At 43.3% G+C, this 23,997-nt stretch carries 17 protein-coding genes; 4 read left to right on the forward strand and 13 right to left on the reverse strand.

Annotation, left to right across the window (positions count from 1 at the left end):
* Positions 1 to 46 precede the first annotated feature (46 nt).
* Positions 47 to 874: an A24 family peptidase gene (locus QZ371_RS06655; RefSeq protein WP_295210892.1), complete on the forward strand. Its 828-nt coding sequence runs from the start codon at positions 47 to 49 to the stop codon at positions 872 to 874.
* Between the two features lie 119 nt (positions 875 to 993).
* Here QZ371_RS06655 and QZ371_RS06660 read toward each other — a convergent pair whose 3' ends face one another.
* The 10 genes from QZ371_RS06660 to QZ371_RS06705 form a co-directional block, all read right to left on the reverse strand.
* Positions 994 to 1,656: a type II secretion system protein gene (locus QZ371_RS06660; RefSeq protein WP_295210894.1), complete on the reverse strand. Its 663-nt coding sequence runs from the start codon at positions 1,654 to 1,656 to the stop codon at positions 994 to 996.
* Positions 1,657 to 1,671: 15 nt separating this feature from the next.
* Positions 1,672 to 2,421 (reverse strand): type II secretion system protein, encoded by a 750-nt coding sequence (locus tag QZ371_RS06665; protein WP_295210895.1) that lies wholly within the window; start codon positions 2,419 to 2,421, stop codon positions 1,672 to 1,674.
* 14 nt (positions 2,422 to 2,435) lie between these two features.
* Entirely contained in the window at positions 2,436 to 4,859 is a 2,424-nt protein-coding gene (locus QZ371_RS06670; protein ID WP_295210896.1) for a hypothetical protein, read from the reverse strand.
* 114 nt (positions 4,860 to 4,973) lie between these two features.
* Positions 4,974 to 5,690, reverse strand: a complete 717-nt coding sequence (locus tag QZ371_RS06675; protein WP_295210898.1) for a hypothetical protein — start codon at positions 5,688 to 5,690, stop codon at positions 4,974 to 4,976.
* Positions 5,691 to 5,692: 2 nt separating this feature from the next.
* Entirely contained in the window at positions 5,693 to 7,171 is a 1,479-nt protein-coding gene (gene pilM / locus QZ371_RS06680; protein WP_295210901.1) for a pilus assembly protein PilM, read from the reverse strand.
* 107 nt (positions 7,172 to 7,278) lie between these two features.
* Complete coding sequence (locus QZ371_RS06685) at positions 7,279 to 8,508, reverse strand: type II secretion system F family protein (RefSeq protein ID WP_295210903.1); 1,230 nt, start codon at positions 8,506 to 8,508, stop codon at positions 7,279 to 7,281.
* 277 nt (positions 8,509 to 8,785) lie between these two features.
* On the reverse strand, positions 8,786 to 9,343 hold the full coding sequence (locus QZ371_RS06690) for a hypothetical protein (RefSeq protein ID WP_295210905.1): 558 nt from the start codon (positions 9,341 to 9,343) through the stop codon (positions 8,786 to 8,788).
* Between the two features lie 84 nt (positions 9,344 to 9,427).
* Positions 9,428 to 11,464, reverse strand: a complete 2,037-nt coding sequence (gene recG / locus QZ371_RS06695; protein ID WP_295210907.1) for an ATP-dependent DNA helicase RecG — start codon at positions 11,462 to 11,464, stop codon at positions 9,428 to 9,430.
* A gap of 117 nt (positions 11,465 to 11,581) precedes the next feature.
* Positions 11,582 to 12,121: a rubrerythrin gene (gene rbr, locus QZ371_RS06700; protein WP_295210909.1), complete on the reverse strand. Its 540-nt coding sequence runs from the start codon at positions 12,119 to 12,121 to the stop codon at positions 11,582 to 11,584.
* Between the two features lie 188 nt (positions 12,122 to 12,309).
* Positions 12,310 to 13,932 carry a CTP synthase gene (locus tag QZ371_RS06705; protein ID WP_295210912.1) on the reverse strand — a complete coding sequence of 541 codons (1,623 nt, stop codon included), beginning with the start codon at positions 13,930 to 13,932 and terminating at the stop codon, positions 12,310 to 12,312.
* Between the two features lie 540 nt (positions 13,933 to 14,472).
* Here QZ371_RS06705 and QZ371_RS06710 point away from each other — a divergent pair.
* The 3 genes from QZ371_RS06710 (at position 14,473) to QZ371_RS06720 (ending at position 18,960) form a co-directional block, all read left to right on the forward strand.
* Complete coding sequence (locus QZ371_RS06710) at positions 14,473 to 15,894, forward strand: LCP family protein (RefSeq protein WP_295210915.1); 1,422 nt, start codon at positions 14,473 to 14,475, stop codon at positions 15,892 to 15,894.
* Between the two features lie 171 nt (positions 15,895 to 16,065).
* Positions 16,066 to 16,395: a metal-sensing transcriptional repressor gene (locus tag QZ371_RS06715; RefSeq protein WP_295210931.1), complete on the forward strand. Its 330-nt coding sequence runs from the start codon at positions 16,066 to 16,068 to the stop codon at positions 16,393 to 16,395.
* Positions 16,396 to 16,431: 36 nt separating this feature from the next.
* On the forward strand, positions 16,432 to 18,960 hold the full coding sequence (locus tag QZ371_RS06720) for a heavy metal translocating P-type ATPase (RefSeq protein ID WP_295210934.1): 2,529 nt from the start codon (positions 16,432 to 16,434) through the stop codon (positions 18,958 to 18,960).
* An 88-nt stretch (positions 18,961 to 19,048) separates the two neighbouring features.
* Here QZ371_RS06720 and QZ371_RS06725 read toward each other — a convergent pair whose 3' ends face one another.
* The 3 genes from QZ371_RS06725 to QZ371_RS06735 form a co-directional block, all read right to left on the reverse strand.
* Positions 19,049 to 21,517: a HAMP domain-containing sensor histidine kinase gene (locus QZ371_RS06725; protein WP_295210936.1), complete on the reverse strand. Its 2,469-nt coding sequence runs from the start codon at positions 21,515 to 21,517 to the stop codon at positions 19,049 to 19,051.
* Positions 21,492 to 22,199, reverse strand: a complete 708-nt coding sequence (locus QZ371_RS06730) for a response regulator transcription factor (protein ID WP_295210939.1) — start codon at positions 22,197 to 22,199, stop codon at positions 21,492 to 21,494. Before QZ371_RS06730 ends, QZ371_RS06725 begins: the two co-directional genes overlap by 26 nt.
* Before the next feature lie 205 nt (positions 22,200 to 22,404).
* The gene (locus tag QZ371_RS06735) at positions 22,405 to 23,832 is read right to left on the reverse strand and encodes an ABC transporter substrate-binding protein (RefSeq protein WP_295210941.1); all 1,428 of its coding nucleotides are present in this window, start codon (positions 23,830 to 23,832) and stop codon (positions 22,405 to 22,407) included.
* Between the last annotated feature and the right edge of the window lie 165 nt (positions 23,833 to 23,997).

The following is a 23,997-nucleotide window of genomic DNA, read 5'->3' on the forward strand; positions in this document are numbered from 1 at the left end:
CATACCTTATTATAAAGGGTTCTGGCTATCCAAAGGAGGATCAATCTTGAGTCAGCTAACATTATCATACATAATCATTTATGTATTTGTGTTCCTGTTCGGTGCGTGCATAGGCAGTTTTCTCAACGTTTGCATATATCGTTTGCCGAACAATGAAAGTCTAATCAAGCGAAATTCGCATTGTATGACCTGTGGTGAACCGATCAAGCGGCGTGATCTTATACCGATAATAAGCTGGTGCCTGCTCAGGGGCAAGTGCCGAAGCTGCGGTGCGAAGATATCGCCGAGATACACGGTAGTCGAGCTTTTGAATGCTCTGCTTTATCTATGGGTATTCCACCATTTTGACGGAATAATGAGACCGCTCCAGGCGATACTTGTCTGTCTGCTGTTTTCAGCCCTTGTGGTAGTATTCTTTATGGACTGGGACACGCAGCTCATCAACACATATGTGGTGATATTCATAGGACTGCTTGCGATACCGGAATACATATTCTGCAAGGATTACACAGGATTGACGTTGAAGTCACACATCATTGGATTTTTCATTGTGAGCGTACCGCTTCTGATAATTTGTCTCGCCAGCCACGAAAAAGCAATGGGAATGGGAGACGTTTATCTTATGGCTGCTGCCGGGCTGTTCCTTGGAATGCAGGGAGCGCTTGTGGCGCTTATGATCGGGCTTATAACCGGTTCGATCGGAGGGCTCATTCAGAAGAGAGCCAGCGGCGATTCGGTATTTGCATTTGGTCCGTACTTATCCATAGGAATAGCGCTATCGGCGTTATACGCACACAACATCGGCGAATGGTATATGAACCTTACGGGTCTTAACGAAATCGCTGAGGAAGCGCTGATGGTCATAAGGTTTTAATTGAGAGATATCGCAGCTTTGGGGCTGCGGTATTTTTTTGCTCAAAAAATCCTCTTAATAGAAGTTTTTCTGTTAAGGGGATTTTTTCAGCAGGGCTGCTTTCGCAGCCCTCGGAGCCGTTATGAAACGGGCTGATAGAAGATGTAGATGTAATCAGTCTTGGAAGCGTTATAACCAGTCATATCTATTGATTTTGACGTATCCAAAATGTTCAGATTTTTGAACATTATAGACTGTTTGTAGTTATAAACAACGTCCTTATTCTGAACATACGATCCACTTTCATACTTCATTGGAGAACATTCAAAGTTCAACATAAGATAATTTGAATTGTTATCCTTGTTATTGGGATCATTAGAGCCTACGCTATTTTCGCCAATAGTAACGTTATAATAATCGCCTTCATAAAGATCAGCACCCATTACTGCTTTTTTATTTGAGCCGTTAGCGTCACACTTATACACAATTCCAGGTGCATTTTTCTTTGGCTTTGTTTCAGCGTTTGCAAGTATGACGCACTTGGTATAAGTGCTATCAACGCTTGGGATAGTTGCGCTATCGCTGGAAACTATCTTAACAGCCTTAGCATACTGAATTTCATTTGCTACGGCTTTTCCCACCGAAATCGCCACAGCTTCCTGATCTTTTGTGTTCTGAACCTTGTTGTAAAAACGGGTGGTAGGCGATAAAAGACCCATTACAGCTGCCATTATTATTCCCATAAGGCAAACAACGATCACAAGCTCAACAAGGGTAAAACCATTTTGATTTTTCTTTTTCATCATATAATCCCCTTATCAACTCCATACTGGTTCACTAACGCCTGTCTCTGAACACGTAAAAGTTGCAATTCGAGTTAAATCATTTGGATTTTTCAATGTAACATTCTTGTCATATTTTACATTACCATTAATGTATACTCTCATATGAATGCTATCACTTTCAGGACTTTCGTTAAAGTAACCAAACTGAATGTTACCCGAACTTGGCATAAGCCTTGTATATGTGTGAGAGGAATGCGTATAACCAGTAGTTGTCGAACCCTCATAAATATAGCCAATACTTGTAGATGTGTTGTTCAACTCTGCAACGACCTTAACATCAAGATTTAATGTAGGATCAGCCTCTACAACAAATTTGTATTGACCTTTGGACTCAGGTTTACTCGTGTCAGGGTCAATCGTTACGTTATTAAAGGTAGCACCGCCGTTTACGCCCTTGAGTGTAAAACCAAAATCGCTGCCCCATTCATCCTGATTTGCTACATACAAAGACACACTATCCTGATTACGGTCAGACACACCGACAGTTTCGCTCTTAAAGCTGACAGTATAACCACCATTTGTGCTACCCTTGGCTGTATCAAATTTACCAACGGCATTCATCTGTGCACCCAATTCTATATCACGCTTGCGGTTCTTTGTCGTCTGCTGCATTGCCCCCGCAATAGCGGTGAGCACGCAGCCTGCAACAATAGCAAAAATTGACATAGCAATAATAACCTCAACAAGGGTCATACCACGTTTATTATGCTTATTTGATTTCATAGTATCACCTCTTGCTAGTTAGTGTAATATGCAAGTTTAGTCTCGCCATTTGATGGCAATGCAGAATTGATATAATCAAGTACAGATTCATCATCCGGCAATGTTCTAACAATATTATAGTAATCACCATTGCTAGCCTTGGTAAACGACTTTACCTTTACCTGACCATAGAATTTGTTGTTATTGCCCAACATTTTTATATTAGAAACAGGGCCATAAATGACTGTTTCAAGAGTTGTACCGCCATCACCAGTTTCTAACTTTGCACCGTCAGGAAGAAGTATCATATTGTTCACATTGGTACTATTAGGATCAAAACTTGTATTTATTTTTGTAGCATCCATACTTGCGAAATTAGTATCACACAAAGGAATATGACTATCTCTCTGAGAGAAATTAATTGTTATATTCTGATTGCTTGCTAAAAGCGTTGCATAGTCAGGATCACTTGTAGCTTTATTATAGAAGTTATTATCAAGATCAGATGGATCATAGAACATTATATAACAAAAATACTTGCAATTATCTGAACGACTTACCCTGATTTGTCCGTTAAATGTACAACCGAGAGTATAGTAGACCTTATGATCTGGCCACCATTCTTCATTTCTTTTTTCTACTAATGGTAACAGCAAAACAACATCACTTTCAGCCTTGTCGAGATCTACTGTGATCTTAATGCTGCTGCCGTCAGTATAGTCACCAACCTCATCTTCTGTCAATCTACAACTTCTCTGGATAATGATACCCTTTTTACGCTGATCACTTGTCAGATCAGTCTTTCCGTCATCAAATTTGACCTGTGTTGTTGGCTTATCTGCAAAGTATGCAACTGGGCCAGCCTTTGTTTTGGTCGTCATATTTGTAACATCATACTCATCTGTAATAAGATGCTTTAAAGCCTCATTATACTTATCCTGAATAAATTTAGCTTTTTCAGCCTTATCTTTATCACTTGCTGTGCTCAAACCATCAACAAACATATTGTTTGTTGTAGCGATCTTTATAGACTTAGAAGGCAGAACCAACTTGCAATCAGCTGTTGGGTTATTCTTGTCATACAAACCAGGAGCATAATCCATAGTAGGCGCAGTTGCACGATTTGAAGCAGGTGCAGAACCACGTGCTATCACGCCACTAGTCGCTACTTCTATACTATTGTTGGAACTATAAGCAGCATTAGTTGTTCCATTTTTCCAATAAGAATTACCACTAGCATCATAAATATTACCTGTACAGTAAATATTATTTGCCTTGATCTTTGAAATACCAACAAGGTAAATATCACCGTCAACCACCAAGTCACCATTTATGGTGTATGTCTGATCAATATTTAATACGAATGTACCATCCTGTGACTTACCATCCTGTGAAGTACCCTTATAGCAATAAATATTACCAGTAGTAGTAATAGACTTATTACCACCTGTGCTGCCGAAAGTATTCTCTATATCAGTCTTGCTTGCTGACATATCGACTTTACCACTTGCTACATCTTCGTTGTTCAAACTACTCGGCAACTCACCAGCTATAAAACCTTTGCAATAAATGTCGATAGGCTTACTAGCTTCACCAATATTTGGAGCAGCTGCACTTGTAAGAACTATAAATTTCTTATCTGTGTTGATATAGCCATTTTTGTTATCAAGGTTAGATGTGTCATATCCGTAGTCTTTAGAATCTTTACCAGTTATATCATTTTTACCCACCTGAGTTTTCATTTTGCCATTTACCCAACCTATATTACCTAAAGCAGAGATAGTCGGTGCATAACCAGTAGTGGTATCTTCAAAATTCTCAGGTGTTGAACCTGAGCCGATCATAAGATTACATTGAGCAAAGATATTCGATTTAAAAGGCGAATTATAATTACCATTGTGGAATTTTACAACACTTGCAGGATCGTATGATTCAATTATCATATCACCGCTGATCGGCGTGTTAAGTTCACCGATATCGTATTCATCGGTTGTTTCGAGAGCGGCAACTGACTTATACTGAGAAACTGATGTTGAGTTAAATACAGCTTTACAGGATTCAGTTTCGCCAGCGTAAGTAACTTCTGACTTAACAATAATACTTGTACCACTCTTATATGCGTAAATTACAGCAGTATCAGATGAGCTTGGCAGAACCTTTACATCATTATTTGAACTGTCTTTAAGGGAAACTGTAAACTTTACAGGGGCAGCCTCGGTAGCACTACCGACCATGTCCTTCAGGTCCTTATAATTTGTACCAAAGGTTCTGAGGTACTCATCAAGATAATCTTCCGCAAGAACAGCAGCCTGGCTCTCCCTTACATTTGTATTTGACACTTTAGCAGAATAGCTAGCTAATGAAAGTGCCGTTGTTGATAACATCAAGAGAACCGTCGCAAAGCAAATAACAGTAAAAAGAACTGAACCTTTTTGGTTCTTTTTGCTATTCTTTTTCATATTTACCACCTTTCCTCCTCGTTATTAAATGTTTACTTATATAAAATTTTTAATTATATATAGCACTAATTGGCAGGAAAGGGATATACCCATTTCCTACCAAATAGTTGTCAACTAGCTGGCAGACGGATCTGAGAGCTTCTTCATTACCATCATCTGAAGAGTCATCGAACCGGAGATCTCGCTCTCGTTAACATCGTCGATAGAGATAGTCTTGATGACCATACTCTTCTCTGTGTTTGTTGAGAGGTTATCTGCAAAGTTCTTGAAACCGTCAAGTGAGCTGTTGAACGAAACGTCAAGTGTGTAGCAACCGATCGTCTGTGCGCTTGCTGTTACAGCGTTTGCGTCTGTTGAAGCTGCGGCAGCATTTGCGTCAGCAGCAGAATCAGCGCTTGAATCAGCACCGTTATACTGATCTACCTTTTGGTCAAATTCAGTATATGTAATAGTAGAAGCATATGTATAAGGCTGGAGAACTGTGCTTGAATATGCTGAAATGCTCATACTTGTGTTTGTGATATTAACGTTCTTTGTATCGAACAGTTCACGGAGCTTATCAGTAGCTCTGTAACTTGTCTGATAATCATAGAAGTTAGCTGCGACCTGTGATGTGCTTGTGTAAAGCGTCTGTATCTCTGCTGCCAAGTTCTTATCCTTGTCGATCTGATCTTGGAGGTCGCTGAGCGTTACCTTAGCGGATTCCAGCTCGTCGCTTGCTGCGCTGCAATCGTCGATGGCAGGTTTAACGAAAAGCATAAAGCCTGCAACCAGCACAAGTATCACGAATACTACAATCAAAATTATTTTATCACGATAATTCAACTTCATAATTATTCACCCACATCTTTCAGATAAAGTACCAAAGAATCCAATACGACGGAAGAACCGCCCTCTGTGTTGATAGAATAGCCTGTGTAGCCAACTTCCGGCTGGAACAGACCAGTATTTACAAGTGATTCGATAGCCTTGGTTACATCTGACTGCTCGTTGAGAGTAACCTGTGAAAGTGTAACCGTTCCTGCGTCAAGGTCGAATGCAAAGCCCTTGTATTCAAAGCTTCCAAGTGCTTCTTCAATAGTGTCAAGCAAAGAACTTGACACAACAGGAAGTGTCTCGAGTGAAGCATTCGCTGCGTTTACATAATCGGAATACTCCTGCATAATCTGCTTCTTGTTGTGGAGAACTTGGTTCTGAGCGATCTTCTCGTTGCAGACCGCGATCTCTTGATTTGTCTTGTCGATATCGTCCTGAATAGAATTCTTTCTGATATTGATGATAAGTGTTGCACCTGCGATGATAACAGCTGCCGCTGCTACGAACACACCGCCTGTGATAAGGAGCGAACCCATTCCGCTTCCGCTGCCCTTACCTGTTGACTGGTCAACTTCGAGGAGGTTGATCTTCTCTGTTGCCTTGTTTCTCTTATAAAGAGCACCGATAGCGTTTGCGAATACTGTGAATTCGAAGTTCTCAAAACCTGTGATTTGAGCAGGTACGCCGAGAACGGAAGCCTTGATGTCAAGTCCGTCAAGTGCGTCAACGAGCTTGATGTAGTCCTCGATAAAGCCATAGAGGATAACGTTCTCAAGACCCGAGCCGCCTCTTGCCTTGTTGAACTGCTCCATTCTAAAGATGTTCTCGTTGAGAGCCTCTGTGATATAATCGTCTGAATCGTAATCTTCCTCAGAGATCGGAACGTATCTAGCGAATGCCATCTGACCGTTCTCGAAAAGTGTAAGACCGAGGAAGTTCTTGTCGATCTGGCAAACCAGAAGCGGCATTTTTTCCATATTGGACTTATCAGCAAGAACGATTCTTGCGATTGAGTTACAGCCGATGTTAACTGATCTCAGGTTCATACTCATAATGTTGAAGAGCTTTCTGTAACTCTCAACTATTGAGCTTGGGCAGGCAGTTGCGAGCACCTTAACTGCTCCAGGATTGTCCTCTCCGGCCTCTCCTACAACAGTATATGAAATTGAGTACTCATCTGTAATACCCATTTCCTGACTCATATGGTTCTGTACCATAAGGAGGAATTCATTACCCTTTGCCTTTGGAACAACAAGCTCCTTGAAAACGATGTTGCTTGAAGAGAACGTTACGATAGCGTCCTTATCGAGCATATCTTCAGCCTTGATCTGAGTCATAAGCAGATCTGCAAGACCTGACAAGTTGATGACCTCACCATTAAGGATCATATCCTCAGGAACGTCTACCTGCAACGATCTTTCGATTCTGATCTTGTTAGAGGAGTTATCGCCTTTAACAATGTTGATTTGTCTATCAGAAATATCAAATGATAGCATTTAATCCTTCACCTCTTAATATATTTTTCAAACTGATATCCGCTCTCTCCGATATTGCTCGGAGAGGGAGGATAACAAAAATTTCCGAACCAAATAATAAATGTATATTATTCTTCCAGACCTGACAGCGAGCTGTAAAGCATCGGGTAGATACCTGCAAGACAGAGACCGATAGCAACACCCATAAAGATGATGAGCAATGGTTCCATAAGTCCTACCAGTCTTGTTACGGCTGCGTCTGCCTCTTCCTCATAGTAGTCAGCAGTCTTTTCAAGGATCTCGTCAAGTGCGCCAGACTCTTCGCCGACGTAGATGATCGAGGTGAACATTCCCTCGAATATCTCCGTCTTTGCAAGAGAAACTGAAAGCGGAGCGCCCTGCTTTACTTCATCGACTACCTGAATGAACATCTTATCAACATAAGCGTTGCCGAGGATCCTTGATGAACGCTCGAGACATTCTACCATTGGGATACCGCTGGAATAAAGAGACGAAAGAGTTCTTGCGAAACGGCCTTCGTAGATCTTTACGATAAGCTTACCTGCTGCCGGCATTTTGATCTTGAAATAGTCAAATTTCAGTCTTACGGAAGGAACTTTCAAAGCGTAGATCCAACCGAATATCAAAGCTGCCAAAACAATAAGCAGGATATACCACTTAGCTTTAAGGAAGTCACTAAATGAGAACAGCGCCTTTGAAAGTGCAGGCATCTGATCCTCAGTCATAAGGTTCTTAAAGATAGGCATAATGAACGTGAACATACCGATTACCATTACAACGCAGAGAACGCCAAGGATAATAGGATATGTCATCGCACTCTTTACCTTGTTGTTCAACTTGTTTGAGTTAGCGTAGTAATCGCTCAGTCGCTGCATCGTTACATCCAGCGTACCGGAAGTCTCACCGGCATCGACCATTGAGATAAGGAAGTCAGGAAAACAACCTCTTCTTGTATCGAGGGCCTCAGTAAAGCTCTGACCTTTTTGAACGTCGTCGTAAACGCTTCTCCAAACTTCTTTCGCCTGCTTGTTCTCTTCCTCTTTATAAAGGATATCGAGAGCCTTTACGATAGTAAGTCCGGACGACATCATTGCCGCAAGCTGACGGCAGCAGAATGCAAGCTCTTTAGTATTGAACTTGTGAGCGGACTGCTTTCCCGCACTTCCCAGCGCTTCGCTGTAACTGATACAGAACAGCCCTTGTTCGTGGATCTTATCCAGAACTTCCTGTGCATCCTCAGCTTCATAGATACCCTTTATGGTCTTGCCCGAGGTATCCTTAGCAACATAGGAAAACTTCTTCATAATATGTAGATACACCTCCACTTTTTTATACATTTTGCTTTTCTTCGGTGTTTTCTACAAAACTGCACAAATCCGATAGACCTACAAAACGCATTTTTATAATTATAACATTATTTTCATCTTTTAGCAAGAGATTGAGTCACTTTTGTTAAGAATTTTATTCACAAAATAATCACTTTATTTTTATCAATTTTGTACAAATAGAATAATTGAACTAACAATTTTCATATTTCTTAATATTTTTACATAGTTTCACACATATCTCACACGTTATAATAGGCAAAATATGTTGAAATTCACAACAGAATCTTTACTGCTGCTCCTGCTCTTCAAAACGCTTTGGCGCTTTGAGGATAACCGGGTGCTTGTGTATATAAATCTTATAGGCTGTCAGATAGATCGCAAATGAAGCCACTAGCAGCAGGCCGATACCCACCAGCACGCCTACCATATAATCCATACCAAACCCGCTGATGAGCCATTGGCAGGGGTAATAAAACACCTTATAGAACACGTCGCCCTTGCCCTCGGCGCTGAAAGATTCACGGAAAATGGCAGGGATAAAATACACCATAAGCATAAGAAGATAAACGATAGTGATGTTCACGCTGCTCCAGCTTTCATATGCGGCGTGGCGCTTGCCGTCGTCATAGAATACCCTCAAAAAGAACGCCAGCATTATGATGAAGGCTATCACGGAATCTGTGGTTGTGTTTATCATAAATGTCTTGAAGCCGCTCATTGACGAAGGAAAAAATGTGACGATGGCAGGGAAAAGTATCATTCCTGCGAATGCTCCGAATATGGTCAGAGCCAGCATTATGCCTATTCTTGATGCGATATAGCCAATAAATTTTGATGCACTCATAAAAGTCTCCTTTTTCTTTGTTATGTTAAGTTGTTTTACTTTACGCTTATTTCATGTCGACAAGCATTTTAGCTTGTCACAAAATCAGTTATCTGACATAGTTTTGTCGAACAATTTATTTACCAATTCACGCAGATAAGCGTTGTCTGTATGTTCAAGAAGCGGATCGGTCAACAGGATATCCCTTGCGGCGTTCTGTGCTTTGCGGAGAACATCCATATCTTGTGACATATCCGCAATTTTCAGCGCAGGCAGTCCGTGCTGTCGGCTGCCAAAGAAGTCGCCTGGGCCTCTCAGCTTCAAGTCCTCTTCCGATATCTTGAAGCCGTCATTGGTGCTTGAGAGAATTTTCAGACGTTTTACGCTGCCCTCATTGACATTATCTGTTATAAGGATACAGCTTGACTGGAACTTCCCTCTTCCCACACGGCCACGGAGCTGGTGGAGCTGTGAAAGTCCGAACCTATCGGCGTTTTCTATGACCATAACTGCGGCGTTGGGCACATCGACGCCCACTTCAACGACTGTGGTCGACACAAGCAGGTCTATTTTATGATCTTTGAAGTCCGCCATAATCTGCTCTTTCTGTGCGCCGCTCATTTTTCCGTGGAGAAGTCCCACGTTGTAGTCCTTGAAAGCGCCCTCAGAAAGCTTTTTCGCATAGGACTTTACGTCCTGAAGCTCCATATCGCTTTCCTCTATCATCGGACAGACTATGTAGCCCTGTCTGCCCTCATCAAGGTATTTTTTTACATAGCCGAAAGCACGCTGGCGGAGCTTTCCTGTGACCGCATAAGTCTCAACGGGCTGTCTGCCTTTGGGAAGCTCTTTTAGCACCGAGATATCAAGGTCGCCGTATATCATCAGCGCAAGAGTTCTCGGTATCGGCGTGGCTGACATTACAAGCTTATGTGGGTTTGCGCCCTTAGATGCAAGGGCTGCACGCTGTTCAACGCCGAAACGGTGCTGTTCGTCCGTGATAACAAGTGCTAAGTCCTTGAACTTTGTTGTCTGCTGGACAAGTGCGTGAGTGCCCACGGCGACGGCATATTCGCCGCTTTCAAGGCCTGCTTTCACAAGCTTTTTCTGCTTTGCGGTCATTGAACCCGTCAGCAGAGCGACTTTCACGCCGAGGGGTTCGAGAAAGGCTTTCAGCGTTTCATAATGCTGGTCGGCAAGAATTTCTGTTGGCGCCATTAATGCGGTCTGACAGCCGTTTTTATAGACGAAATATGCCGCACCAGCCGCAACGGCGGTTTTACCCGAACCAACATCGCCCTGCACGAGCCTATTCATCGGGCTGTCTTTCTGCATATCCTTAATGCAGTCATCAATAGCGGCGGTCTGCCCGTCGGTCAGCGTGAATGGCAGAGCTTCGTAAAAATCGCTTATATCGGCGTTTTTCATTACACAGCCGCTTTTTTCACGGCTTCGGCTCTTCATCATAAGCATACCGAGCTGGAGCACAAGAAGCTCGTCAAAGACCAGCCTGTTTTTGGCAAGTTCGCAGGTGTGCATATCCTTTGGGAAGTGGATATTCTCCATTGCATAGCCCAAAGAGCAAAGCTGGTATTTCTGCATAAGTGGCTTTGGCAACGGTTCATAGATATTGCGGTTGAACACGTTCAGCGCAAGGCGCATTGTCTGCCGCAGCATTGACTGACTTATGCCTTCGGTGAGGCCATAGACGGGCTGAATTTTCTCGTTGGTATCGGCAGGCAAAATTATGGGCGAATTTATCTCTTTGCGGACTAGATTTCCTGTTATCCTGCCGCAGAGGTAATACTCTTTATCAAGCTCCAGCTGGCGATATAGAAATACGCTGTTGTAAATAACGATAACAAGGTCGGTGACATCGTCGGTGAAGATGACTTTATAGACGGACAGGCCTTTTCTTATCCTCGCTTCGGGGAGCTTTTTTACTACCCTGCCCTTTACTATGCAGGGTTCGTCCGTGGGTGCTTCGCCGATAGGTACGGGGGAGGTATAGTCTATATAGCTTTTCGGAAAATGGTTCAGCAGGTCATAGACCGTTTTCACGCCCATCTTTTCATAGCACTCTGCTCTTTTCGGGCCGACGCCTTTGAGATATTCGACTGAGTTTTCAAGCTCTTTTATCAAGCTTCCGCCCCCTTTCGTTCAGGCCTTTAATAGTTTAATAATAACACATTTTCCTCTTTATTGCAAGAGAAAACACAAAAGGCAGACCCGATAAAGTCTGCCTTTGAACATATCTTATCAATAGTTTTCAGCCTTGACCTGGAAATATGACTGTGGGTGTGCACAAACAGGACATACGTCAGGCGCTTTCTTGCCGATAACGATATGGCCGCAGTTGATACATTGCCATACGCACTCGCCGTCCTTTGAGAACACAAGGTCGCCCTCGATATTTGCGAGGAGCTTCTTATATCTTTCTTCGTGCTCCTTCTCGATCTCGCCCACCTTTTCAAAGAGGATAGCGATATCTTCAAAGCCTTCCTCACGAGCGTCCTTTGCAAAGCCTGCATACATATCAGTCCACTCATAGTTCTCGCCTGCTGCGGCGTCCTTAAGGTTCTCGATAGTTGAAGGGATACCGCCGTGAAGCAGCTTGAACCATATCTTTGCGTGCTCCTTTTCATTTGCGGCTGTTTCCTCGAAAATGTTCGCTATCTGAACATAGCCGTCCTTCTTTGCTTTGCTGGCATAATATGTATACTTATTTCTTGCCTGTGATTCGCCGGCAAATGCCGCCATAAGATTGGCTTCTGTTTTTGTACCTTTCAGATCTGCCATTTTTATCTACTCCTTTTCGACTTATATTGATCTTTATATGCGATCAAGTCCGATACATTTATATATATTATACCATATTACAATCAAATGTCAACCGTATTTTTGTAAATATCAACAAACAAATGACAAAAAAACAGGACAAACGCTTTTTACGCTCGTCCTGTGAAATTACTGAACTATCAAATTTTTTACTTCTTGTCGCCGAATTCGGAATACTCAACAGCGGCTCTGATAAAGTCTTTGAAAAGGAGCTGAGCTCTGTTTGGTCTTGACTTGAACTCTGGGTGGAACTGTACGCCAACGAACCAAGGGTGAACGCTCTTAGGAAGCTCGACGATCTCCACCAGCTTTTCATCAGGTGAAAGACCTGCAAGGATAAGACCCTTGTCTGTGAGTTCCTTTCTGTATGCGTTATTGAATTCCCAACGGTGACGGTGACGCTCATAAATAAGGTCTGCATTGTAGATATCCTTACATCTCGAGCCCTCTGTCAGCTTACAAGGATAAAGACCGAGACGCATTGTGCCGCCCTTTTCTGTGATATCCTTCTGAGAATCCATAATGTCGATAACAGGATATGGGGTGTCGCCGAACTCTGATGAATTTGCGCCCTCAAGACCTGCAACGTTTCTTGCAAACTCAACAACTGACATCTGCATACCAAGGCAGATACCGAACATTGGGATCTTGTTCTCTCTTGCGTATCTGATAGCCTCGATCATACCCTCGATACCTCTGTCGCCAAAGCCGCCGGGAACGATAATACCGTCGCAGCCGTGGAGCATTTCAGCGACTGTTTCACTGTCGATGTTCTCAGACTGTATCCACTTGATATCTACCTCTGCGCTGTTCTCAAATCCGCCGTGACGGAGAGCTTCGGCTACTGAAAGATAAGCGTCCTCAAGTTCAACATACTTACCAACAAGGCCGATAGTTACCTTCTTTGTGCAGCCGTGAACTCTGTTTATCATCTCTTCCCAGTCTTTAAGGTCAGGCTGCTTGCACTCAAGCTTAAGGTGATGGCAAACAACATCTGCAAGACCTTCCTTTTCAAGCCAGATCGGAACTTCATAAAGCGAAGGTGCTGTAAGGTTTTGAATAACGTCCTCGCCTCTTACGTTGCAGAAAAGGCCGATCTTCTGCTTCATATCCTCTGGTACTTCCATTTCAGAACGGAGAACGAGGATATCAGGCTGGATACCGATAGAAAGCAATTCCTTAACGGAATGCTGTGTAGGCTTAGATTTAAGCTCCTTAGAGCCGGAGATATACGGCAGGAGAGTAACGTGGATAAACACGGAATTTTCCTTGCCAAGCTCGATAGACGCCTGTCTGATAGCTTCAAGGAACGGAGTTGACTCGATATCGCCCACAGTACCGCCGATCTCTGTGATGACGATATCTGTATTTGAGTCCTTGCCCACTCTGTAAAGACGATCCTTTATCTCATTCGTGATATGAGGAACTACCTGTACAGTACCGCCGAGATAGTCGCCTCTTCTTTCCTTATTAAGAACAGTCCAGTATATCTTTCCTGTTGTTACATTTGAATTGATAGAAAGGTTCTCATCAATGAATCTTTCATAGTGACCGAGGTCAAGGTCAGTCTCCGCACCGTCGTCGGTAACGAATACCTCGCCGTGCTGATAAGGTGACATCGTGCCCGGGTCAACGTTTATATAAGGGTCAAACTTCTGGATCGTTACGCTGTAACCTCTCGCTTTAAGCAGTCTGCCCAGAGAAGCCGCAGTAATACCCTTGCCGAGACCTGAAACAACACCGCCTGTGACAAAGACATATTTAGTTGGCATATCTTTTTCCTCCATATATAAAAATATCTAAACACAAAAAAATTAAGGAGAAATCATTCGGACATAATTCTCCTCATTTCGCTCTTTAAGGCAACACCGCACAACTATTGTGTGCGTATTGCACAGTCAGATTTTTCGTCAGATCGTATCAAAACGACAACGGCAAGCTGGCGCTTTCCTAGGAGTTTTGGTGCGATATGACGGAACAATATGCAAGCAAGACGTGCACAAAGCCGCTAGACGGTAGTTGTGCGGTGTTGCCTTAATAATATAATAGCAAATTTTTCTCCAAAACGCAAGTGTTTTTTCGTGTTTTCTATAAATTTTTTATAAATTGTACGGCAAAGGGGCGATTTTATCCGCTCAAATTATAATGATTTTTACGCAATTATTCGATTACATAAATTTTGAGGTAAATTTAATGTCAATTTCGTATGAAATATATGTTGTAATTTATCGATAAGTAGTATATAATAATAATATATTTGCCTACACGGGCTATGTGCCCGTACACATATTCTTCGGAAACGAGGTTTTATAATGGATAATGACAATAAGACTCCCGTTAATAACAACGAGTGTGACAGCGATCTTAAATCGCTTATTTCAAATGCAATAGAGAATAAAAAAATACTTGATGAGTCAAATTCACCCGGCAGGACGGCTAACATACCTATCCCGACAAAGCCGCAGAATTCTGACAAAAAGTCCGACAGCGACAAGAGCGACAAACCAAAAAAGAAAAACAGCTGGAGCAAGAAAAAGAAAACAGGCGTTGCCCTTGGTATCGTATTCATCGTTTTCGTTCTTCTCATTGCACTTATAGTCGGAATATTCTTCCACTATACTGGAATGCTTGACCGAAACAAGGATAACAAGCTCAATTACGGCAAAGCCCCTGTAAATTCCAGTGAGCTCACAGACGATTCAGATACTTTTGACGCAAAGAAAAAAGAGGAAGAGCTGAGAGCTCAGCTCAACAAGCAGTCCTCAAAGATATCCAGCGAGGACGTTACAAATATCCTGCTTATCGGCGAGGATATCCGTGACACCGAGGAAGAAAGCCGTGGCAACACCGACGTTATGATGATAATTTCTATCAACACCAAAAACAAGACGGTGACTATGACCTCCCTTATGCGTGATATGTACATTTATATGGCGCAGTTTGACGAGGGCAACAGACTTAACAGCGCTTACTGGCACGGCGGCTGCGAATATCTCGAGCAATGTATCGAGGATTATTTCGGTATCGAGATCGACAGATACGCAAGAGTTAATTTCTACTCCTTTATAGATATAGTTGAAACAGTCGGCGGAATAGATATGGAAGTATCTAAGGAAGAAGCCGAGGGGATGAAGGCGCCTATGGGAGAGCAGAACAAGTACCTTAAAAACAAGAAGGGTACTGACTACATTGATATGGATAACTTTAAGGGCAAGAGCGATACTGACAAGGTCAAGCTTCACCTTAACGGCAATCAGGCACTTGCTTTTGCAAGACTTAGATATGTCGGCAACTCAGACTATGAGCGTACTGAACGTCAGAGACGTGTTATCTCAGAGATCATAACAGAGGCAAAAAAGCTCAATCTTGTTCAGCTTGACAAGCTCCTCAGCACAGTGCTCCCCGAGGTCAACACAGACTTGACAGACGGCGAGATCGCAAATCTCCTGCTCAACGCTTTCGACTATATGGATTATGATATCCAGCAGCTTAGAATACCTGCTGACGGATATTTCACAAATGAAGTCATTTACGGTATGGACGTGCTCAATCCAGACTTCACGGCGAACTCAGCGTTCATCCAGTCTATTGTTTACGGCAGCTGCAAGAACGTTGACGAGGCTATCGCCGAGTATCAAAAAGAAAACGCCACGGCGTATGATACGAACTATAACAACAATTATAATTACGACTACAATAACAATTACAATTATAATTATAATTACGGCTACTGACAAACAGAATATCATCTATCCGCTTCCGAAGTTTTTGGGGCGGACATTTTTTTGCCTTGTGAGAAAAAATATTTTTGAAAAAGCCTTGACAAATACCCTCGAGGGGTATATAATGTAATCACAACAAAGATACCCCTTGAGGGTATTTAACATAGACAGGAGGTAAAAACAATGGGCGACGGCAACGTTAATGAAAAATCCTGCGGCTGCTGCGATACTTGCAGACACAAGCACACTCCCCGTGACGAAAAGGAGATAAAACAGCTTAAAAACAGGCTCAGCAGAGTTTCGGGACAGATAAACGGCATAATGAAAATGCTTGACGACAACCGCTACTGCGGCGATATTTTGATACAGGTGGCGGCGGTGGAAAGTGCTATGCAGAGCTTTGGATATCTGATTTTGCAGGAGCATATGCAGACCTGTATGGCGGAAGAGATAAAAAACGGCAATACCGCCGTGATAGATGAAGCGGTGGAGCTTGTGAAAAAGCTTAAATAACGGCAAAAACTCACAATAGAAAGAATGGTCGGGAAAATGAAAAATGCAAAATTCAATATAACGGGAATGAGCTGTGCGGCCTGCCAAGCCCGTATCGAAAAGGCGGTGTCAAAAGCGGATGGCGTAAAGAGCGTTAATGTCAATCTGCTCGCCAACAAGATGACGACTGAATTTGACGAGAATGTCACGGACGTTGTGGCAATAATCAAGACTGTTCAGGACGCAGGATACGGCGCAAGCGAGGTGGGGGACGAGGCTGACAAAGGCAGCTCACCTGTTGCGGCGGCGCAGGACGAAAGCAAGAAAATGAAAAAGCGCCTTTGGTGGTCGGTGGGATTTTTGGTGCCGCTGTTCTATATCTGTATGGGACATATGGCGAATATACCTATCCCCCCTATATTCACAGGCCACCACAATATGATGATATATGCGCTGACCCAGCTGTTGCTGACTGTGCCTATCATCGCAATAAATTTCCATTACTTCTCAAACGGCTTCAAGAATCTTGTGCGCCGCTCCCCTAATATGGACAGCCTTATCGCTCTCGGTGCGGTGGCTTCCTTTATTTACAGCGTTTACGGAACATACAGAATGGCGTATTTTATGGGCAGGGGCGATCTTAGCTCGGCTCACGAATATATGATGAACCTTTATTATGAATCCTGCGGAATGATACTCACGCTTATTACTGTGGGCAAGTATCTTGAAGCACGTTCAAAGGGCAAGACTGCTGACGCTGTGAACAAGCTTGTGAGCCTTGCGCCGAAAACTGCGGTGGTCATTCGTGACGGTAAGGAAGAGGAGATACCGGCGGAAAGCGTTGCTGTTGGCGATGTGTTCCTGCTGAAGGCTGGCTGGTCTGTGCCTTGCGACGGCGTTATCATCGAAGGCAACTGCACGGTGGATCAGTCGGCGCTGACAGGTGAAAGCATACCTGTTGACAAGGCTATCGGCGACAGAGTTATGAGCGCCAGCGTATCGGCCGGTGGCTTTGCAAAGGTAAGATGTGAAAAGCAAGCAAAGGATTCAACTCTTTCGCAGATAATCGCACTTGTTGAGGACGCTTCCGCTTCAAAAGCCCCTGTGGCAAGACTTGCGGACAAGATAAGCGCAGTTTTCGTGCCTGTTGTTATAACTATTGCCGTCATATCCCTTGTGGTATGGCTGCTGCTTGGATACAGCTTTGCATTCGCACTTAATATGGCCATATCCGTGCTTGTTATATCCTGCCCTTGCTCGCTGGGTCTTGCAACGCCTACGGCAATAATGGTCGGCACAGGCAAGGCTGCGCAGTTCGGTATCCTTATCAAATCGGCGGAGAGCCTTGAAACTGCTCACAGCATTGACACGGTGGTGCTTGACAAGACAGGCACTTGCACAGAGGGCAAGCCGCAGCTTATCACAGCCCAGCCTATGAACGGCTTTGACAGCGATGAGCTTCTCAGACTTTGCGGCTCGGCGGAAAGCGGTTCTTCTCACCCTCTTGCAAAGGCTGTTACTGAGCATTGCAAGGCGAATGGAATTGAGCTTGCGGCAACTGACAGCTACACAGAAACGGCAGGCGGAGGAATTTCCGCTGAGGTATCGGGCAGAAAAGTTCTCATCGGCAACAAGCGGCTTATGGATATGAGCGGTGTTGACATCTCAAATGGTGAAGAGCTTGCCCACAAGGGCGCTGAGCAGGGCGAGATACCACTTTACGCCGCTGTTGACGGCAAGCTTGCAGGAATACTCTTCATTGCGGACAAGATCAAGGAGACCAGCGCAGAAGCTATCAGCGGCTTCAAGAAGCTGGGCATTGAGACTGTTATGCTCACGGGCGACAATGTAAAGACCGCAAAGGCTATCCAGCAGAAGCTTGGCATTTCACAGGTAAGGGCGCAGCTTATGCCTGAGGACAAGGCGAAGATCATCAAGGAATTCCAGTCGCAGGGCAAAAAGGTGGCAATGATCGGCGACGGTATCAACGACGCCCCTGCCCTCACCACGGCAGACGTTGGTATAGCTATCGGTGCAGGACAGGATATCGCTATCGAATCCGCTGACATCGTGCTTATGAAGAGCGATCTCGGCGACGCTGTCACGGCTGTTAAGCTCAGCAGGAGCGTTATGAAAAACATCAAGGAAAATCTCTTCTGGGCGCTTATTTACAACTCATTGGGTATCCCTCTTGCGGCAGGCGTGTTCTATGGTCTGCTTGGCTGGAAGCTCAACCCGATGTTCGGTGCGGCGGCAATGAGCCTCAGCTCTGTATGCGTTGTAACAAATGCGCTGAGACTTAATCTTTTCAAGGACGGCAGAAACAGAAATTCTGTAAACGATAAAACTACCAATACAAATTTAACGGAGGACGGAAAAATGAAAAAGGTAATGAAGATCGACGGAATGATGTGCTCACATTGCACAGGAACAGTTACAAAGGTGCTCAACGCTATCGACGGCGTGTCCGCTGAGGTATCTCTCGAGGATAAGTGCGCTTATATCACACTTGACAAGGACGTTGCAGACGATGTGCTCTCAAAGGCTGTTACTGACGCAGGCTACAAGGTAAAGGGCATAAAATAATATCGGCATAACGCAAAAGCAGGTACGGGAATTTATCCGCACCTGCTTTTTTTGTTGCTTATATTTTTTATCTTTCTTTTGCTGCTGTTTAATTTGTCTCGCCGCTGTTATTATCGTCGGTGAGTGTTGGCATTTCAACGATCGCTTTGAACATATCGCCGTCAAGCTCTACCCTGAAAATGCCGCCGCAAGCTTCTGTGAAGCTCTTTGCTATCGACAGTCCAAGTCCGCTGCCGCCGTCAGTTCTCGATTTATCGCCACGGACGAAACGCTCTATTATCTCGTCCTCTGTAAAGTTTATTGGCGTTGCCGAAACGTTCTTTGCAGAGAAGATTATGCTGTCCGCTTTTTTGTACACATCAAGGAATATCCTTGTGCCGTCCATTGAATAATTCAGCGCATTGTCAACGATATTTTGGAACACTCTGTAAAGCTTGTCGCCATCGCCCATAACCATTGCGCTGTCGGCATTGATATTGACCTTGACGGTCTTGCCGCTGTTTGCTATCTTGTCCTCAGCGTCGGCGATACATTGATTTAGAAGCATTACAAAGTCAAGCTTTGCAAGGTTGACTTCAACGCCGCTGGTGGCTTTTGCGATACTGAAAACGTCATATACAATGACCTTGAGCTTCTGCGCTTTCTTATCCAATATCTGCACATAGCTTGAAGCCTCTTCGTCAAGTTCCATTTTCTTGAGCAAGTCGATATAGCTGATGATAGAGGTCAGCGGCGTTTTCAGATCGTGGGAAACGTTCGTAACAAGCTCCACCTTCAAGCGCTCTGACTGTATCTGCTGCTCAACAGACTCTCTTACCTTGTCTTGGATAGAATTGAGCTTTTGCGACTCTGCATAAACGCAGGAGCGCTTCTTTATCTTGCCCTCATAAGGCTTTTCTTCGCCAAGGCTGTCTATCTGTTTGCTAAGCTTTGAAAGCTGTGAGAAGTCACGGATATCCAATATTATCAGTACGAATGCCACAAAAAGCAAGAATAACTCAAATTCTGCGTCGGCATAATAATCGTATTCAAGGAACAGTATAATGCCGATCAAAACTGTTCTTACAGTCAGCTTTGTGCCAAGGGTCAGTCCGTGGAAATAGTGATACAGGGAAGTTTCTTTGTACTTGCGCCATATGAATTTGCAAAATCTGCAAATAAGGCTTTCTTTGAAGAAACACCTTGTTTTTATCTTGCCCACAAGCTGCATAAGCGAGCCAAGACTGATAAAATATAGCAGTGCAAACAGAGCTGTGCAAACTATATTACGCCACATATGCGCAGTAAATGTTGTATCAAAAAGCTGTGAAAAGATACTTGTTATATATCTCCAGCAATCAAGCATAAGAACAATGAACAAACAACTAACAGCCCACAATACCGCATAGACTTCAATAGGGGTCTTTTTCAAAATTCCCTTTTGCAGCCAGCGCTCTTCGCTTTCATCATTTGTATTATATGCGCAGATGATGAGCAGATAGCAGGACAGCAGCAGTTCTGCCGCACCAAAGCCTATGACAAAAAGCCTTGCCAGCTTCATATTGCTCAGCGCTTTTGCATAATGCTGTTCCAACGCCGTAAGCTTTTCAGTCTTTGGCGCAAAGAACACGGTTATGCCAGAGTCGTCATTATCTGTTGCCTTATAGTCAGACAGGTCGTAAAGATTTTCACATTTTGCCCATGCGTTTCCGTAATCGTCCTCATAAAAGCCATAGTCATAATCTTCATCATAATAGTAAATACCGTCGCTGCTGTAATAATTCCCGTCTGTTTCGTCATCTTGCAGTCTTTCTGAATATTTCAAACCATTTCTAAGGTCAAGACCTTTTCTTGCATTGTATGATGAGTCAACATTATAAAAAGCTATTGGATCATAATTGCCGTAATTGTAAAAATATCTTCCGAAATTATCGTAATAACTTCCGCCCACAGGCATAAGGTTATCGGCGTAAAATTCTTCGGTGTAATTGTCGAGATAATCAGCCGTGTTGTAATAATAGTCAACTATCTGACCCGAAGAGGTCTTGTCACTCATAACCTCGTTATTGCGGCGAAGGATATAGTTTTTATGTGTGTCTTTATATTCCCTTATTTTATCCGCTTCATTGCTGTAATTCTTCTCGTTCTTTATGTTTGTGAGAAATCTTGTCTTGCCGTTTATCGTTATGCCGACGTAATAATTGAACTGGCTGTTAACAAGCTGTATGCCATTTTCTGTCTTTTTATATTTGTATCTGTTGTAATCAAGATAGTTTAGATAATCGTTGAACAGGTGCTTTGATTCTTTGTAATTCCAGTTATCGTCAACATATCGAAGATACGCCGAAGCTGTCACGCACAGTTCTTCATACATTTCGTTTGAAGCGAGCTTATAGCTTTCCGATTTCAGATAAGACTTACTGCTGCTGTCAACATTGTTGTTTGAAAAAAGCACCAGCGAAAGGCAGCAGCCGCCTGCCACAAGGCAGGCAAGCACAAAGGCGATGGTCCTTGTCTTTTTTGAGGAAAAAACCTTGAACCAGTTCGTCTGCTCAAATTTTTTCGATTTTGTAGCCAATTCCCCACACCACCTTCAAGTATTTCGGCTCTCTGGGATTTATCTCTATTTTCTCTCTGATGTGACGAATATGCACCATTACCGTGTTTTCAACGGCATAGGCGTCCTCATTCCACACTTTAGAATAAATTTCCTCGGCAGAAAATATCCTGCCGGCGTTTTTCATAAGAAGCTCAAGTATCTTGAGCTCTGTGGCGGTGAGCTTGACAGGTTCTCCGTCAACCTTTAGGCTTTTTGCCTGCGTGTCAAGCTCCAGTCCGCCGATCTCTATTATATCCGTTTTGTTTGCCGTGTCGATAGCGCCAAGCTGCATATATCTTCTCAAATTGCTTCTAACTCTCGCAACCAGCTCCATTGGATTGTAAGGCTTTGTTATGTAATCGTCCGCACCCATTGAAAGCCCCAGCACCTTATCGGTGTCCTCAGATTTTGCAGAAAGCACGAGTATCGGGATATTCTCCGTCGCTCTAATTTTCATCATCGTGGAAAGTCCGTCCAGCTTCGGCATCATCACGTCGATGAGGATAAGCTGGATGCTGTTTTCGGTGAGCTTTTCCAAAGCGTCAAGACCGTCATAGGCTTTTATTACCTTATAGCCCTCCATTTCAAGCAGCTTCGCAATTGCTCCGACTATATCTTTATCATCGTCCACGACCAAAATCGTTGGATTTTTTATATCCATTTTTGCACGACCCCTTCTCTTTTTACAGTCAATATTATAATCCATATTCTTTAAAAACAGCCGAATGTATTTCTTAATTAAATCTTAAGCTATCAAGGCTGCACTCGGCTTATTAATTATAACACACTTTCCTCCCGAATACAACAAAAACGGACGAATTTTGCGATCCGTCCGTTTCTGAAAATAGAAGGTAATATTTAGTTGTTTATTTATTCTTTTCGAGATATGCGTGATACTGCTCATTGAGGGTCTTGAGCTCAGAATCAACTGTGCCCTTATAAGATTCCTTAAGCTGTGTCCAAGTATACTGTGAGCCATTCTCATCTGTCTTCATAACTGAAGTGTAGAGATAAGGGATAACAGCTTCCTTAGTATCGTTTGTAGCGGCGTCGTTATCTGACAGAGTTGTGGAAATACCATAACCCGGGTCAAATATCTTAGTGAACTTGTCTGTTACAAGGTCAACATAAGCTACGTTATACATATCTTCTGTCCAGTTAGGATTGTTTACAAAGAACTTCTCCTTCTCGATATCCTTATATGTATCCTGAGTATAAACTATCTTTGCACACTCGAGCCAGCACTTCATAGCGTCATTCTTTGTCGAACCCTTTACCCACATATACGCATTCATATCTATAGTTGTATAAAGCGTATCAGAGTTAGGATCCTTTGGCATTGGAACTACGCCCCAATTGTCGCCGTCCTTTGGTGAATGTGTACCGGTAGAAGCCCATGGACCCATTGCATAGAAGAGGATATTCTTCTTGAATGCGTCGCCTGCCTGTCCTACCCAATCAGGATAGTACATACCATTCTTTGCGATATCATAAAGCATATCAGATGCTCTTACAAAGTCAGCGTCGTTAAGATTTGAAACATACTCGTCCTTATCAGCGTCATATGTGATAAGAGTCTTGCCTGTTGACTGGAAGATAAATGGAGCAAACCAACCGTTTATGCCGTATCTCTCCTCGTCAGCAGCAGCGCCCTCAACATATTCTGACATCATGTCATACCATGCGTTCCAATCCCACTCGCCGTTCTGATAAAGCTCGTATGGATCATCAAGACCAGCAGCGTCTATCATAGACTTATCATATGTGATAACAGAACCTGGCAGGAAGTTGATAGGTGCAACAAAGTGTTTACCGTTGAGAGTGAACTGCTCTGCAACGTCCTTGACATCGCTCCACATAGCACTATCGAAATCAACGATATCATCAACAGGCTGGAACATTTCCTTGATACAGTTTGCAGGGAATGTCATAGACTGCTCATACCAGAACATATCCGGTGGATTGTTAGACATAAGTCTTGCTGCGAGCTTATCATACTTGTTCATTGATGATGTCTGAGAATACTTGATCTTACCGCCCTTTTCCTCAAAAAGAGTAAGGTCGGTTCTCTTTTCCGGCTCTTTCTTAGTTGGGTTTATGTCAAAATAAGAAAGCCACTCTAACTCCTTTTCCGAACCATCAGGGATAGTAGCAATATCGTCGGTGCTTGCTACCTTGACCTTATCGACATAGCTGCTGGAGCTGCTTGAAGCTGAAGAACTTCCGCAGGAAGCTACGCTGACAGCCGACAAGAGAGCCATCGCACCTGCGATAACACGCTTGGATTTTTTCATTTTATATAACCTCCGTGAATACTATCGTTTAATCTATGAAAACGATAACTTTAAATCTTATACGTATATTATAGCACCGAATGTAATCGTTGTCAATAAACTAAACAAGTCTCACGAGCCACAAAAAGCATTTTTGGTGATTTTAACAAATTTCAATGTGGTGAT

The organism is Ruminococcus sp. (assembly GCF_019423705.1).
Lineage (GTDB): Bacteria > Bacillota > Clostridia > Oscillospirales > Ruminococcaceae > Hominimerdicola.